This window comes from Paracoccus sp. S1E-3 (assembly GCF_013868135.1).
In the GTDB taxonomy this organism is placed as follows: domain Bacteria; phylum Pseudomonadota; class Alphaproteobacteria; order Rhodobacterales; family Rhodobacteraceae; genus Paracoccus.
This window is the reverse complement of sequence record NZ_JACEMU010000004.1, coordinates 1,712,654-1,728,485: the sequence shown is the minus strand read 5'-3', so window position 1 is coordinate 1,728,485 and position 15,832 is coordinate 1,712,654. Positions and strand designations below refer to the sequence as shown.

Annotated in this window: 12 protein-coding genes and 1 riboswitch; of the genes, 9 read left to right on the top strand and 3 right to left on the bottom strand. The window is 65.2% G+C overall.

Features of this window, described 5'->3' with window-relative positions; all coding sequences use genetic code 11:
- Positions 1-128: 128 nt before the first annotated feature.
- The 6 genes from H1S04_RS08580 to H1S04_RS08555 all read left to right on the top strand — a co-directional run bounded on the left by H1S04_RS08580 (position 129) and on the right by H1S04_RS08555 (position 8,655).
- Complete coding sequence (locus tag H1S04_RS08580) at positions 129-1,610, top strand: NAD(P)-dependent oxidoreductase (RefSeq protein WP_181745074.1); 1,482 nt, start codon at positions 129-131, stop codon at positions 1,608-1,610.
- Positions 1,607-2,392: a hypothetical protein gene (locus tag H1S04_RS08575; protein WP_255435485.1), complete on the top strand. Its 786-nt coding sequence runs from the start codon at positions 1,607-1,609 to the stop codon at positions 2,390-2,392. Before H1S04_RS08580 ends, H1S04_RS08575 begins: the two co-directional genes overlap by 4 nt.
- The gene (locus tag H1S04_RS08570) at positions 2,382-3,059 is read left to right on the top strand and encodes a DUF4328 domain-containing protein (protein WP_181745073.1); all 678 of its coding nucleotides are present in this window, start codon (positions 2,382-2,384) and stop codon (positions 3,057-3,059) included. The genes H1S04_RS08575 and H1S04_RS08570 overlap by 11 nt, the downstream gene beginning before the upstream one ends.
- Entirely contained in the window at positions 3,056-7,600 is a 4,545-nt protein-coding gene (gene gltB / locus H1S04_RS08565) for a glutamate synthase large subunit (protein ID WP_181745072.1), read from the top strand. Before H1S04_RS08570 ends, gltB begins: the two co-directional genes overlap by 4 nt.
- A 93-nt stretch (positions 7,601-7,693) precedes the next feature.
- Positions 7,694-8,044 carry a hypothetical protein gene (locus H1S04_RS08560; protein WP_181745071.1) on the top strand — a complete coding sequence of 117 codons (351 nt, stop codon included), beginning with the start codon at positions 7,694-7,696 and terminating at the stop codon, positions 8,042-8,044.
- 260 nt (positions 8,045-8,304) lie between these two features.
- Positions 8,305-8,655, top strand: coding sequence for an MliC family protein (locus H1S04_RS08555; protein WP_181745070.1), 351 nt, complete (start codon positions 8,305-8,307; stop codon positions 8,653-8,655).
- A gap of 39 nt (positions 8,656-8,694) precedes the next feature.
- Here the strand turns inward: H1S04_RS08555 and rlmH are convergent, their stop codons facing one another.
- The 3 genes from rlmH to H1S04_RS08540 all read right to left on the bottom strand — a co-directional run bounded on the left by rlmH (position 8,695) and on the right by H1S04_RS08540 (position 11,081).
- Positions 8,695-9,162, bottom strand: a complete 468-nt coding sequence (rlmH, locus tag H1S04_RS08550; protein WP_181745069.1) for a 23S rRNA (pseudouridine(1915)-N(3))-methyltransferase RlmH — start codon at positions 9,160-9,162, stop codon at positions 8,695-8,697.
- Between the two features lie 81 nt (positions 9,163-9,243).
- On the bottom strand, positions 9,244-9,627 hold the full coding sequence (rsfS, locus tag H1S04_RS08545) for a ribosome silencing factor (RefSeq protein WP_181745068.1): 384 nt from the start codon (positions 9,625-9,627) through the stop codon (positions 9,244-9,246).
- A 113-nt stretch (positions 9,628-9,740) separates the two neighbouring features.
- Complete coding sequence (locus H1S04_RS08540) at positions 9,741-11,081, bottom strand: mechanosensitive ion channel family protein (RefSeq protein ID WP_181745067.1); 1,341 nt, start codon at positions 11,079-11,081, stop codon at positions 9,741-9,743.
- 100 nt (positions 11,082-11,181) lie between these two features.
- Positions 11,182-11,271, top strand: a riboswitch (glycine riboswitch).
- A 113-nt stretch (positions 11,272-11,384) separates the two neighbouring features.
- On the opposite strand from H1S04_RS08540, the gene gcvT reads away from it, so the two are divergent.
- From gcvT to gcvP, 3 genes are all read left to right on the top strand, one after another.
- Positions 11,385-12,506: a glycine cleavage system aminomethyltransferase GcvT gene (gene gcvT / locus H1S04_RS08535; protein ID WP_181745066.1), complete on the top strand. Its 1,122-nt coding sequence runs from the start codon at positions 11,385-11,387 to the stop codon at positions 12,504-12,506.
- Between the two features lie 12 nt (positions 12,507-12,518).
- Complete coding sequence (gcvH, locus tag H1S04_RS08530; protein WP_181745065.1) at positions 12,519-12,878, top strand: glycine cleavage system protein GcvH; 360 nt, start codon at positions 12,519-12,521, stop codon at positions 12,876-12,878.
- Between the two features lie 98 nt (positions 12,879-12,976).
- The gene (gene gcvP / locus H1S04_RS08525) at positions 12,977-15,814 is read left to right on the top strand and encodes an aminomethyl-transferring glycine dehydrogenase (protein ID WP_181745064.1); all 2,838 of its coding nucleotides are present in this window, start codon (positions 12,977-12,979) and stop codon (positions 15,812-15,814) included.
- The last annotated feature ends 18 nt before the right edge of the window (positions 15,815-15,832 follow it).

The window sequence follows — 15,832 nt, the reverse complement described above, 5'->3', positions numbered from 1 at the left end:
TTTTCCCGGCCACGCGCCAAAAAATGCGACGCGTTGGGCGGAAAATGATAAATAGGTCAACTTTGCTGTCTTTTATTCGAAATTTCCCAGGTATAGTTGGGGATGCGGAATAAGGGGGGCGCAGCGATATGGCCACGCAGAAAATGCTGAAATTCGTCACGCTCGGGCGGCAGATGCCCGAAAAGCGCTCGGCCGAAGAGCGGAGTGAGGATTTCCACGAGATCTATCGCGAATTCGCTGATGCCAAAGCCAAGGAGCAGGCGAGCCGCTGCAGCCAGTGCGGCGTGCCCTATTGCCAGTCGCATTGCCCCCTGCACAACAACATCCCCGACTGGCTGCGCCTGACCGCCGAGGGCCGCACCCGCGAGGCCTATCTCGTCAGTCAGCAGACCAACACCTTCCCCGAGATCTGCGGCCGCATCTGCCCGCAGGACCGCCTGTGCGAAGGCAATTGCGTGATCGAGCAGTCGGGCCACGGCACCGTCACCATCGGCGCGATCGAAAAATACATCACCGACACCGCCTGGGAAGAAGGCTGGGTCGAACCGATCCGCCCGGCGGTCGAGCGCCCCGAATCCATCGGTATCATCGGCGCAGGTCCCGGCGGTCTGGCGGCCGCCGACCGGCTGCGCCGCATGGGATTTCAGGTCACGGTCTACGACCGCCACGACCGCTCGGGCGGCCTGATGATCTATGGCATCCCCGGCTTCAAGCTGGAAAAGGACGTGGTGCAGCGCCGCAACGCCCTGCTGGAGGATGGCGGCGTCGAGTTCGTGCTGAACTGCAATGTCGGCGAGGATCTCAGCTTCGATGCCATTCGCGGCAAGCATGACGCGGTGCTGATCGCCACCGGCGTTTACAAGACCCGCGATCTGGATATCGACAATCCAGACGCCCATGGCGTGATCCGGGCGCTGGATTACCTGACCGCCTCCAACCGCATCGATCTGGGCGATGACATTCCCGATTTCGCCGATGGCGAGCTGGACGCTCGCGGCAAGCGGGTGCTGGTGATCGGCGGCGGCGACACCGCCATGGACTGCGTGCGCACCGCGATCCGTCAGGGCGCGCGCAGCGTCAAATGCCTGTATCGCCGCGACCGTGCGAACATGCCGGGCAGCCAGCGCGAAGTGCAGAACGCCGAGGAGGAGGGCGTCGAATTTGTCTGGCTGTCGGCCCCGGCCCAGTTCATCGGTGCGGCACAGGGCGATGCTGGCCCGGTCACCGCGATCAATGCCGAGCGTCCCCATATCGCCCGCGTCCGCGTCCAGAAGATGCGGTTGGGCAAGCCCGATGTCTCGGGCCGTCAAAGCCCCGAACTGATCGAGGGCGCCGATTACGATGAACCGGCCGAAATGGTCATCAAGGCGCTGGGGTTCGAACCCGAGGAACTGCCGCGCCTGTGGGGTGTCGAGGGGTTGGAGACGACCCGCTGGGGCACCATCCGGGCCGATTTCCGCAGCCATCAGACCAGCCTGTCGGGCGTCTTTGCGGTCGGCGACATCGTGCGCGGGGCCTCGCTGGTGGTCTGGGCGATCCGGGACGGGCGCGAAGCCGCCGACAGCATCGCCGAATATCTGGGCGCAAGCGCCCAGGTGGCAGCGGAATGACCGCGCGGCGCGCACAGGGCGCCCGCGTCGGCGTGGCCCGTGCAGCAGCGCCGCACGGGAATTTCGCCATGCGCCTTGGCGGTGTGGTGCTGGTTGCCGCGACGGTGCTGACCGTCTCGCAGGGGCGGGCGGCCAACTTCGTGCCGCCTGCGGGCTGCGAATTGAAGATGACCGTCCAGAATCGCGGCTGCTCGGTCGGGCAGCACTATGTCTGCGCGGCGGATGCGCCGGGCGACCAGCATGTGGTCTATTTCGACAAGAACGGCCCCAGCTATCACTCCAAGATCGACGTCGAGACGCGCTGGCTGGAATCGGTCGATCTGACGACCGGGTTGACGGACCGGCTGCTGGACGAAGCGGCGGATCCGGCGTCCTTCTCGACGCTGCTGAAAACCGGGCGCGACGATTTCGACTTCTGGACCGAATCGAACAGCGGCGAACGCCTGCGTCATATCGGCGAGGACACGCTGACCGGTGAAAAGGTCGAGGTCGACGGCGTCCAGCTGGAGCTGACCCGCTTTCGGCTGAAGACCTTCGGCGCCGATGGCCAGCTGCTGATCGAAAGCAGCGGCCAGCAATTCATCAATCGCGATCATGGCCGCTTCTATGGCGGAGTCGAGCATTCCGAGGATTGGAGCGGCGAGACCATCGATGACGACGACAGCCCGGTCACCTTTGCATTTCCCGGCGAAGCCGGATTCGGCGCGACCGAACCGCTCTTCGATTGCGAGATGATGATGGCCGGCGCGCCGCTGGCCGAAAGATACGGCGATGGCGGTTGAGCGTTATTACGATCTGACCCGGCTGCGGCTGGTGCTGGGGCTGGCCCTGCTGGTCATGGTCGGGGCCGAACTGGCCTATGGCGTCAGCAGTTGGCAGTATCTCTCGCTGGCCGGCGAGATCGCTGACGGGCTTGACGCTGCTGCCCTCGATGCCCGCTGGAACGCCTATCAGGCGTTCGAGGCGCCGATGCTGCGGGTCTATCAGATCGCGCTCATTGCCTGTTATGTGCTGGGTGCCACCTGGACTTGGTGCGCGGCGTGGAACGCGGCGCGGCTGGTGCCCGATCCCGCCCGTGTCTCGGCCACGGGCGCGGTCGGTTGGTATCTCGTGCCGGTCGCCAACCTGTTCATGCCCTTTCGGGCGATGCGGCAGATCTATAACAGCTCGACCCGGCCGTCGCGCCCGCTGGGTGCCGCCGCGCCGGCTTTGCTGCGCTGGTGGTGGGCGCTGTGGCTGCTGGTTGCCGCACTGGTGCTGCTGGCGCTGTTCCTGCCGGCCGATCCCGACACCGACATGGTCACCAACATGGCGCTGGTGGACGTGCTCAACACGCCGCTGTCGATCCTTGGCATCTGGCTGTGGTGGCAGGTCGTCACCGTCATAACCAATCTGCAGAAGGCCACGCGGCCCGCTGCCCCGACGTTTTCTGAGGAGGTTGTCCCATGACTGATTTCAACCAAAACTGGCAAGCCAAAGAAGAAGCCCGCCGCAACTGGATGGCCGAAAACAGTCTGTATCGCGTCGAGGACGAACATTCCTCCTGCGGGGTGGGCTTCGTCGTCTCGCTGGAAGGCAAGCCCTCGCGCCGGGTGGTGCAGAACGGTATCGACGCGCTGAAGGCGATCTGGCATCGCGGCGCAGTCGATGCGGATGGCAAGACCGGCGACGGCGCGGGCATCCATGTTCAGATCCCGGTCCCCTTCTTCTATGACCAGATCCGCCGCACCGGCCACGAACCCGATCAGGACAAGCTGATCGCGGTCGGCCAGGTCTTCCTGCCGCGCACCGATTTCGGCGCGCAGGAACGCTGCCGGACCATCGTGGAATCCGAAGTGATCCGCATGGGGCATTACATCTATGGCTGGCGGCACGTGCCGGTGAACATCGCCGTGCTGGGCGAGAAGGCGAACGCCACCCGCCCCGAGATCGAACAGATCCTGATCCGCAATGAAAAGGGCCTGTCCCCGGTCGAGTTCGAGCGCGAGTTGTATATTATCCGCCGGCGGATCGAACGCGCCGCGTTGCAGGCGGGTGTTCAGGGCCTGTATTTCTGTTCGCTGTCCTGCCGGTCGATCATCTACAAGGGCATGATGCTGGCCGAACAGGTGGCCGAATTCTACCCGGACCTGAAGGACGAACGCTTCGAATCCGCCTTCGCCATCTATCACCAGCGCTATTCGACCAACACCTTCCCGCAATGGTGGCTGGCCCAGCCCTTCCGCATGCTGGCCCATAACGGCGAAATCAACACGCTGAAAGGCAACCTGAACTGGCTGCGCAGCCATGAAATCCGCATGGCCTCCAGCGCGTTCGGTGAGATGGCCGAGGACATCAAGCCGATCGTGCCCGGTGGCTCGTCGGATTCGGCGGCGCTGGATGCGGTGTTCGAGGTCATGGTGCGCTCGGGCCGCAACGCGCCGATGACCAAGACCATGCTGGTGCCGGAAAGCTGGTCCAAGGCCACCACCGACATGCCGAAGGCATGGGCCGACATGTATGCCTATTGCAACGCCGTGATGGAGCCGTGGGATGGCCCCGCCGCGCTGGCGATGACGGATGGCCGCTGGGTCTGCGGGGGGCTCGACCGCAACGGTCTGCGGCCGATGCGCTATGTGGTGACCGGCGATGGGCTGCTGATCGCGGGCTCCGAGGTCGGCATGGTGCCGGTGGACGAAGCCGCCGTGATCGAAAAGGGCGCGCTCGGCCCCGGCCAGATGATCTGCGTCGATATGGAGGAAGGCAAGCTTTACCACGACGCCGACATCAAGAACCGCCTCGCCTCCAGCCAGCCGTTCGGCGAGTGGATCGAGAAGGTGGCCGAGCTGTCCGAACAGATGCGCGACCTGCCCGAGGATCTGACCTTCAAGGGCGACGACCTGCGCCGCCGTCAGGTCGCCGCCGGCTATACGATGGAAGAACTGGAAAGCGTCCTCGCGCCGATGGCCGAAGATGGCAAGGAAGCGCTGGCGTCGATGGGGGACGACACGCCGCCCGCGGTGCTGTCGAACCAGTATCGCCCGCTGTCGCATTTCTTCCGCCAGAACTTCAGCCAGGTGACCAACCCGCCCATCGACAGCCTGCGCGAAACGCGGGTGATGTCGCTGAAGACGCGCTTCGGCAACCTCAAGAACGTGCTGGATGAAAGCAGCGCCCAGACCGAGATCCTGCTGCTGGAAACCCCCTTCGTGGCCAACCGCGAATTTGCCGAGATGATGGCGATGTTCGGCGAGGCCGCGACCAGGATCGACTGCACCTTCCCGAAGGATGCCGGTCCCGACGCCCTGGGCGAAGCGCTGGCCCGCATCCGCAACGAGGCCGAGGATGCCGTGCGCTCCGGCGCCGGTCATCTGGTGCTGACCGATGAAAACATCGGCCCCGGCCGGGTGGGCATGCCGATGATCCTCGCGACCTCGGCCGTGCACAGCTGGCTGACCCGCAAGGGACTGCGGACGTTCTGTTCGCTGAACATCCGTTCGGCCGAATGCATCGACCCGCATTATTTCGCCGTGTTGATCGGCTGCGGGGCCACGACCGTGAACCCCTATCTGGCGCAGGACAGCATCGCCGACCGGATCGAGCGCGGATTGCTGGAAGGCAGCCTGATCGAGAACATGCGCCGCTATCGCGATGCCATCGACCAGGGTCTGCTGAAGATCATGGCGAAGATGGGGATTTCCGTCCTGTCCTCCTATCGCGGCGGTCTGAACTTCGAGGCGGTGGGCCTTTCCCGTGCGCTGGTGAACGAATACTTCCCCGGTATGCATTCACGCATCTCGGGCATCGGCCTGCACGGCATCCAGCACAAGCTGGAGGAAGTGCACGCCCTCGGCTTCGACGGTGATGCCAGTCTGTTGCCGGTCGGCGGTTTCTACAAGCTGCGCCGCTCGGGCGAGAAGCACGCCTGGGAAGCCAACACCATGCGGCTGCTGCAACTGGCCTGCGAGAAGGCCAGCTATGACATCTGGAAGCAGTATTCCAAAACCATGCGGGCCAATCCGCCTATCCATATCCGCGATCTGCTGGACATCAAGCCGCTGGGCAAGCCGGTCCCGATCGAGGAAGTGGAAAGCATCACCTCGATCCGCAAGCGGTTCGTGACGCCGGGCATGTCCTTAGGGGCATTGTCGCCAGAGGCGCATATGACCCTGAATATCGCCATGAACCGCATCGGCGCGAAATCCGATTCGGGCGAGGGCGGCGAGGACCCGGCGCACAGCCATCCGCTGCCGAATGGCGACAACCCCTGCGCGAAGATCAAGCAGGTGGCCTCGGGCCGGTTCGGGGTGACGGCGGAATATCTGAACGCCTGCGAAGAACTGGAAATCAAGGTCGCGCAGGGCGCCAAGCCCGGCGAGGGCGGCCAGCTTCCGGGCATGAAGGTGACGCAGCTGATCGCGCGCCTGCGCCATTCGACGCCGGGGGTGACGCTGATCTCGCCGCCGCCGCATCACGATATCTACAGTATCGAGGATCTGGCGCAGCTGATCTATGACCTGAAGCAGATCAACCCGCGCGCCAAGATCACCGTGAAGCTGGTGGCGTCCTCGGGCGTCGGCACCATCGCGGCGGGCGTGGCCAAGGCCAAGGCGGATATCATCCTGATCTCGGGCCATAACGGCGGCACCGGGGCCAGCCCCGCGACCAGCATCAAGTTCGCCGGTCTGCCGTGGGAAATGGGTCTGACCGAGGCGCATCAGGTGCTGGCGATGAACAACCTGCGCGAGCGGGTGGCGCTGCGCACCGATGGCGGGTTGCGGACCGGGCGCGACATTGTCATGGCGGCGATGATGGGGGCCGAGGAATATGGCATCGGCACCGCCGCGCTGATCGCCATGGGCTGCATCATGGTGCGCCAGTGCCAGTCGAACACCTGCCCGGTGGGCGTCTGCACGCAGGACGAAAAGCTGCGCGCGATGTTCAACGGCTCGGCCGACAAGGTGGTGAACCTGATCACCTTCTACGCGACCGAGGTGCGCGAGGTGCTGGCCAGCATCGGGGCGCGCAGCATCGACGAGGTGATCGGCCGTGCCGACCTGCTGACCCAGGTCAGCCGTGGGGCCGCGCATCTGGACGATCTCGACCTGAACCCGCTGCTGATCACCGTCGATGGGTCGGACAAGATCGTCTATGACCGCTCGAAGCCGCGCAACGCCGTGCTGGAGACGCTGGACACCGAGATCATCCGCGATGCCGAGCGTTTCTTCAGTGCGGGCGAGAAGATGCAGCTTCACTATGCTGTCAGGAATACGCTGCGCACCATCGGCACCCGCACGTCCAGCATGATCGTGCAGACCTTCGGGATGAAGAACAAGCTTCAGCCCGATCACCTGACGGTGCGTCTGACCGGCAGCGCCGGGCAGTCGCTGGGGGCGTTTGCCGCGCCGGGGCTGAAGATCGAGGTCTCGGGCGATGCCAACGACTATGTCGGCAAGGGCCTGTCGGGCGGCACGATCGTGGTGCGCCCGCCAATGGCCTCGCCGCTGGTTGCCGCCGACAACGTCATCATCGGCAATACCGTGCTTTACGGCGCGACCGATGGTTATCTGTTCGCCGCTGGCCGCGCGGGCGAGCGTTTCGCGGTCCGCAACTCGGGCGCGAAGGTGGTGATCGAGGGCTGCGGCACCAATGGTTGCGAATACATGACCGGCGGCGTGGCGGTGATCCTTGGCCGGATCGGCGCGAATTTCGGCGCCGGCATGACCGGGGGTATGGCATACCTGTATGACCCGGAAGGGGTGGCGGGGAAATACATCAACGCCGAAACCCTCGTCACCGCGCCGGTCACCGTCGCCCATTGGGAGCATGAGCTGAAATCGCTGATCGAGCGTCATGCTGAGGAAACCAACTCGGCCCGCGCGCGCGACATTCTGGCCAATTGGGAAGTGGAGAAGGCCCATTTCCTGCAGATCTGCCCGAAAGAGATGCTGTCGCGCTTGAAATACCCGATTGCGGAAACAGGCGATCTGGCCGCGATCCCGGCCGAATGACATCGGCGGATCACATATCACAAAAGCGGGGGCCATCTGGCCCCCGCTTTCCGTTTCGGTCATCTTGTGGGCATTGGACGCACGGGTGATTGAATGAGGACAGTTGCGGGATGGGCGCTGATCGCCGGCGCGGTCGTGCTGGCCGGCTGCCGGGAGGAGTCCGCCGATGGCCCGATGCGGCCCGGCATCGTCTATCTGGGCAATGCCTTCGGCGACGGCGAGTCGATGGTGATGTTCGCCGCCGACGGCCAGATCCTTGAACTGATCCCCGGCAGCGACGACCCGCAGGTGGCTGGCGAATGGATGCGGCGGGACGGCCGTTTCTGCATCACCGAGGACCCCGAACTGACCACCACATGCCTGCTCGAAACCCCCTTCGGCAATGGTGGTTTCGCCTTAAGTGACAGCGCGCAGCGCATCGAACTGGTGCCCGTCGGGGATTGATCGGCACGGGGCATGCAGGTTAGGGCACCAATCGGCCGCCCCTTCGGCCCCGGCTTGCGTTCCGGCCGCGTCCTTTGTCTGTCGTTTGCGTCGCGCTCGGGGGCAGGAAGCGCTGGCAGATGGTCCCCAAGGATGGTTCAAGGAAAGGCGCTGGCGAAGCTGTGACCATCGGCTTCCAGACATGCCTCACGCGGTTGTGGCTGTCCAAGGCGCGGCGGCCGGGGCTATCACCGGAGGATCAGATAGTAGCGGAGTATGTCATGCGTTTGCCGATCCTTGCCCTTGCCCTGTCGTTGCCCGCCGCCGCCATGGCGCAGGACGCGATGATGAGCGTCACCTATGCCTGCGCCAATGATCGCGTGCTGCAGGCCAGCTTCATCAATGCCGGCGATCAAAGCTTCGCGGTGATCTTTGAAGCGGGCGCGCTGGTGCCGATGCAGATCGCGGAATCGGCTTCGGGCGCGCGCTACCTGTCGGCGGACGAGGGGCTGGAGCTGTGGACCAAGGGCCCCGAGGCCACCCTGACGCTGCTGGGCGAGAACGAGACGGTGCTTTATCGCGACTGCGCCGAAGTGCCGGTCGAGGCGAGCGAGGAAACCTCGGCCGGTTGACCCGTTGCCGCGCCGCCCAGACAGGCGGCGCTTGACCCTTCAGACCCGGTGATAGGGCATCCCCGCCAAAATCGAGGCCGCGCGATACAACTGCTCGGCCAGCATGGCCCGCACCAGCATATGCGGCCAGACCATGCGGCCAAGGCTGATCTGCCAATCGGCGCGGGCGCGCAAGCTGGGATCCAGCCCGTCCGCGCCGCCGATCACGAAACAGATGTCGCGTCCCTGATCGCGCAGGGCACCGATACGGGCGGCGAATTCGGGCGAGGTCGGCTGGTCGCCGCGTTCATCCATCATCACCACATAGGCGCCCGCGGGGATGGCGCGTTCGATCAGCGGGGCCTCGGCGCTCATGCCGCCGCCGCGCTTGTCCTCGACCTCAACCAGTTGAACAGGCGGCAGGCCCAGGCCGCGCCCGGTCTTGGCGAAGCGGTCGAGATAGTCGTCTATCAGCGCCAGTTCCGGTGATTTCCGCAGCCGGCCGATGGCAAGAAGGGTAATGCGCATGGTCAGGGATCAGCCGTCAAGGGCAAGCCCCGCCCGGCGATGACGCTGTCGTCGGGCGTGGTGCAGACGGGCGTCGTGCGGTCAGTGCGGCGTAGCCTCGGCGCGCAGGGCCTTCAGCTGATCGGTGGGCATCCACATCTTTTCCAGCTGATAGAACTCGCGCACTTCCGGCCGGAAGACGTGGACGACAACGTCATCCGTGTCGATCAGCACCCAGTCGCCGGTGTCCTTGCCCTCGATCCGGGCGGTCCGGCCGGTGGCGTCTTTCAGACGCTGGGCCAGTTTTTCGGCGATGGTGGCGACCTGCCGGGCATTGCGGCCCGAGGCGATGACCATGTAATCGGCCATGGCCGAACGACCGCGGAGGTCGATCGTCACGACATCCTCGGCTTTGTCATCGTCCAGAGAGGTCAGGATACGCTGCAGGATCTCGTCGCTGCTCAGATCACGCGGCGCGGCGGTCACATTCGGCTGTGCAGCCGATTGGACGTCGTGGGACAGGGGTTCATCCTCCGGTCATCGCGCCTGATCGCCCCGGCGCCGGGATATCCCCAATATAGCAACGCGGAAGTGCATTCTCAATCGCCGCCGATGAATTTCGCGGCGTCCTGTGCTGGCGTATCGGCCAGAATCCGCACCTCGCGCTGCGGGTAGGGCACGGATATGTCGTTTTCCTTGAACGCATCCCACAGCGCCAGAAGCACCTGACCGCGCACATTGGTCAGCCCGCCCTGCGCGTCCGAGATCCAGAAGCGCAGCACATATTTGATCGAACTGTCGCCGAATTCGGTGATCCAGCAGACCGGCGTGCGCTGCGCCAGCACCCGCTTGACGGTCATCGCCGCATTGATCGCGATCTTGCTGACCTTGTGCGGATCGTCCCGGTAGGAGGTGCCGAAATTCACGTCGAGCCGCACGAAATCATTGGTATGGGACCAGTTGACGACCTGATTGGTGACCAGATCCTCGTTCGGGATCAGGTATTCCTTGCCGTCGCGCGTCACCACGCTGACATAGCGCGCCCCAAGCGCATCGATCCAGCCGAAGGTATCGCCGAGGCTGATGACGTCGCCGGGCTTCACCGACTTGTCCAGCAGGATGATGACCCCGGACACCAGATTCGACACCACCTTCTGCAGGCCAAAGCCGATGCCGACGCCGACCGCGCCGGAAAACACCGCCAGGCCGGTCAGGTCCAACCCGATGGCGCGCAGCCCGATCATCACCGCCAGCGTGAACAGCGTGATCTGCAACAGCTTGGCGACCAGCACCCGCATCGTCGGCGACAGATCGGCGCTTTCCGACAGCTTGCGCGTCACCGCCGCCGTGATCAGCCGCGCCCCGGCGATCAGCGCCGTGATGACCGCCAGCGCCTGGATTACCGTAAGCATCGACAGCCGGACCTGCCCGATGCTCAGCGCCAGACTGTCCAGCAGCCGCGCCGCATTGTCCGACATGTCCAGCAGATACAGCACCGCCCAGATCCAGGCCGCCCATTTGGCGATCCGCCGCATCAGCGAATTGGCGATCAGCCGCGACAGGAATGCGATGGCCAGCACGGCGGTGGCGATGGAGGCGGCCTCGGCGATCACCTGACTGCGCGAGGGCCAGGTGATCTGACGCATCACCAGCACCACGGCCCAGGCCATCAGCGTGAACAGGATCAGTCGCAGCCGGTGGTCGATCATCAGCCCCAGACGCAGCCGCCATTTCGGCCAGCCCGTGCGGGTGCGCAGCCAGACGCGCAGGCGCGGCGACAGCGCACGCGCCAGCAGATGCGCGACCAGCACCAGCAGCAGCACCGCCCCCACCTGATTGAGCCGCGACGGCAGCAGCATCACATTGATGAACAGCTCGACCTGCTTCCAGAAGCTGTCGGCGGCAGTGATGATCTGTTCGGGCGTGGCGTCTTGCTGCATGGCGATGATTAGACAGGCGGCATTCCTGCCCCGCAAGGGTTTCGCGGGCTGCACCGTGCAAATTTCGCTTGCCAGAAATTCCCGGCCCCGCTAGGCGTGGCGGCGGAATTCGGGAGACGCTGGCAATCGCCAGGGCCGAAGGAGCAACCGCCCCGGTAAACTCTCAGGCACCAAGGACCGGTTCCGCACAAACTCTGAAGAGAGGCCGTTTGGCCCGCCGAAGGATAACGATCTCAGGCGCCCGTAGCCGGGCAGGGACAGAGGGGGCAGCCAAACCGCGCCTCGGGCGCAAGGAGGATGCCCATGTCTGACCTGAAACGGACCCCGCTCTACGATCTGCATGTCGCGCTCGGCGGCAAGATGGTGCCCTTCGCCGGCTGGGAAATGCCGGTGCAATATCCGATGGGCGTGATGGGCGAGCATCTGCATACGCGCGCCAAAGCCGGGCTGTTCGATGTCAGCCATATGGGGCAGGTGCTGTTGCGCGCGCCCTCGGGTCTTGGCGCCGATGCGGCGGTGGCGCTGGAAACGCTGGTGCCGGCGAATATCGTGGGGCTGCCGGAGATGCGGCAGCGTTATGGTCTGTTCACCGCCCCGAATGGCGGCGTGCTGGACGACCTGATGATCGCCAATCGCGGCGACCATCTGTTCCTGGTTGTGAATGCGGCCTGCGCCGAACAGGACATTGCCCATCTGCAGACGCTGGACGGCGTGCAGGTCGAGCCGGTGACCGACCGCGCCTTGCTGGCCCTGCAGGGTCCGGCGGCGCAGGACGCGCTGTCGCGCATCCTGCCCGACGCGGCGGCGATGAAATTCATGGATGTGGCGATCCTGCCCTGGGACGGGGCGGAGCTGTGGGTCTCGCGCTCGGGCTATACCGGCGAGGACGGTTATGAGATCTCGGTCCCCGCTGCCCGTGCGCGTGAGTTTGCGGAATTGCTGCTGGCGGATGAGGCCGTGGCGCCCATCGGCCTTGGCGCCCGCGATTCGCTGCGGCTGGAGGCCGGGATGCCGCTTTATGGCCATGACATGTCGGTGGATGTGACTCCTGCCGAGGCTGCGCTCGGCTGGTCGATCCCCAAGCTGCGCCGTGCGGAAGGCGAGCGTGCTGGCGGTTTCCCCGGTGCGGATGCAATTCTGCCGGAACTGGCCGCAGGGGCAGCGCGTGTCCGCGTGGGTCTGCGGCCGGAAGGCCGCGCCCCCATCCGCGAAGGTGTTGCGATCTGGGACGCCGAAAGCGATGGTGCCCGGATCGGGCAGGTCTGCTCGGGCGGGTTCGGTCCCTCGGTCGGTGCCCCGGTCGCGATGGCGATCCTGCCGGCGGGGCTGGCGGCCGGCGATACCGTCTGGGCCGAGCTGCGCGGCAAACGCATTCCCGTCACCGTGGCGGACATGCCCTTCATCAAACCCGATTACAAACGCTGAGGAGCGCGACCCATGCTGAAATACACCGAAGATCACGAATGGCTGCAACAGGATGGTGACGAGATCGTCGTCGGCATCACCGCCCATGCCAGCGAGCAACTGGGCGACGTGGTATTCGTCGAACTGCCGGAGATCGGCCGCGAGGTCGCCAAGGGCGAGGAAATCGTGGTGATCGAATCGGTGAAGGCCGCCTCTGACATCGTGGCCCCCATCGCCGGGGTGATCACCGCCGTGAACGAGGCGCTGCCCGACAGTCCCGGTATGGTGAATGACGACGCGATGAGCGCCTGGTTCTTCCGCATCAAGCCTGCGGCCGGCGAAAACATCGACGGCTTCATGGACGAAGCCGCCTATAACGCGCTGATCGGCTGAAGCTGACCGGGGGCTGTCGGCCCCCGGTCCCCCGAAGATATTTCGGCCAGAATGAAACGGCGGGCCTTGGCGCGCCGAACCTGCCAAGGATGGAACCCATGAGCCGCTGGACCCCCACCGACTATAATCCCGACGATTTCGCCAACCGCCGCCATATCGGCCCGTCGCCCGCCGAAATGGCGGAGATGCTGAAGGCGGTGGGGGTGTCGAGCCTCGATCAGCTGATCGAGCAGACGGTTCCGGCCTCGATCCGGCAGGCATCGGCGCTGGAATGGGCGCCTTTGTCCGAGGCCGCGCTGCTGGAGCGGATGCGCGGCGTCGCGGCGAAGAACAAGGTCATGACCAGCCTGATCGGGCAGGGCTATTACGGCACGGTGACGCCGCCGGCGATCCAGCGCAACATTCTGGAAAATCCGGCCTGGTATACGGCTTACACCCCCTATCAGCCCGAGATCGCTCAAGGGCGGCTGGAAGCGCTGCTGAACTATCAGACCATGGTGTCGGACCTGACCGGGCTGCCGGTGGCGAATGCGTCCCTGCTGGACGAGGCGACGGCGGCGGCCGAGGCGATGGCCATGGCGCAGCGGGTGGCGAAGTCGAAGTCGAAGTCGTTTTTCGTCAGCGAGAACCTGCATCCGCAGACCATTTCGGTCATTGAAACCCGCGCCCAGCCGCTGGGGATCGAGATCATCAAGGGCGCGCCCGAGGATCTGGACCCCGCGACGGTGTTCGGGGCGATTTTCCAGTATCCGGGCACCTTCGGCCATATCCGCGATCTGACGGACGAGTGTGCGGCGTTGCACGCGGCGGGGGCGGTCGCCGTGGTGGCCAGCGATCTGCTGGCGCTGTGCCTGCTGAAGGAACCCGGCGTGATGGGGGCGGATATCTGCGTCGGCTCCTCGCAGCGGTTCGGAGTGCCGATGGGTTACGGCGGCCCGCATGCTGCCTTCATGTCCTGCCGGGACGAGTTCAAGCGCGCCATGCCGGGGCGGATTGTCGGCGTTTCCGTCGATGCCAATGGCAACCAGGCCTACCGGCTGGCGCTGCAGACGCGCGAGCAGCATATCCGGCGCGAGAAGGCCACCTCCAACGTCTGCACGGCGCAGGCGCTGCTGGCGGTGATGGCGTCTTTCTATGCCGTGTTCCACGGGCCGGTTGGCCTGCGCGCCATTGCCGAGCGGGTGCATCTGAACGCGGTCACGGTGGCGAATGCTTTGCGCGCCGCCGGGGCTGATGTGCAGCCGGAGGCCTTCTTCGACACCATCACCGTGCGCGTCGGCGTGGGGCAGGCCGGCATTCTGGCCGCCGCCGAGCAGCGCGGCATCAACCTGCGCAAGGTCGGCCGTGATCGCGTGGGCATCAGCGTCGATGAGACCACCGATGCCGGCGTCATCGCCCGGCTGCTGGATGCGTTCGGCATCACCGAGGAAGCGGTACCGGCCGACTTGCCCGCCATCCCCGACGCGCTGCTGCGCGACAGCGCCTATCTGACCCATCCGATCTTCCACATGAACCGGGCGGAATCCGAGATGATGCGCTATATGCGCCGCCTCTCGGACCGGGATCTGGCGCTGGATCGGGCGATGATTCCGCTCGGGTCCTGCACGATGAAGCTGAATGCCGCGGCCGAGATGATGCCGATCACCTGGCCGGAATTCGGCGCGCTGCATCCCTTTGCCCCGGCCGATCAGGCGGCGGGTTATGCCGAGATGCTGGCCGATCTGACCGCGAAGCTGTGCGAGATCACCGGCTATGATGCGTTCTCCATGCAGCCGAACAGCGGCGCGCAGGGCGAATATGCGGGGCTTCTGACCATTCAGGCCTATCACCGCGCGAATGGCGACGATCAGCGCGACATCTGCCTGATCCCGGTTTCGGCCCATGGCACCAACCCGGCCTCGGCCCAGATGTGCGGGATGAAGGTCGTGGTGGTGAAGTCGGCGCCGAACGGCGATATCGACCTCGAGGATTTCGCCGACAAGGCGAAGGCTGCCGGCGACAAGCTGGCGGCGGTGATGATCACCTATCCCTCGACGCATGGCGTGTTCGAGGACACCGTGCGCGAGGTCTGCCGCATCGCCCATGACCATGGCGGGCAGGTCTATATCGACGGCGCCAATATGAACGCGCTTGTCGGGCTGGTGAAACCCGGCGAGATCGGCGGCGATGTCAGCCACCTGAACCTGCACAAGACCTTTGCCATCCCCCATGGCGGTGGCGGTCCGGGCATGGGTCCGATCGGCGTCAAGGCGCATCTGGCCCCGCATCTGCCCGGCGATCCCCGCACAGGCGAAGGGGCAGTCAGCGCCGCACCCTTCGGGTCGGCATCTATCCTGCTGATTTCATGGGCCTATATCCTGATGATGGGCGGTGCCGGGCTGACCCAGGCAACGCGGGTGGCGATTCTCAACGCCAACTATATCGCCAGCCGGTTAAGCGCCGGTTACCCGATCCTGTTCATGGGCAATCGCGGTCGTGTCGCGCATGAATGCATCATCGACACCCGCCCCTTCGCCGAGCATGGCGTGACCGTCGACGATATCGCCAAGCGCCTGATCGACAACGGTTTTCATGCCCCCACGATGAGCTGGCCGGTCTCTGGCACGCTGATGGTGGAACCCACGGAATCCGAAACCAAGGCCGAGATCGACCGCTTCATCACCGCGATGATGGCGATCCGCGCCGAGATCCAGGCCGTGGCCGATGGCGAAATCGCCGCCGAAGACAGCCCGCTGCGCCACGCGCCGCACACGGTCGAGGATCTGGTCGCGGAATGGGACCGCGCCTATGGCCGCGAGCAGGGCTGCTTCCCCCCCGGCGCCTTCCGGGTCGACAAATACTGGCCTCCGGTCGGGCGGGTCGACAACGTCCATGGCGACCGCAACCTGATCTGCACCTGCCCGCCGCTGGAAGACTACGCCGAAGCGGCAGAATGATCGAAAGGCCCCGGCTGC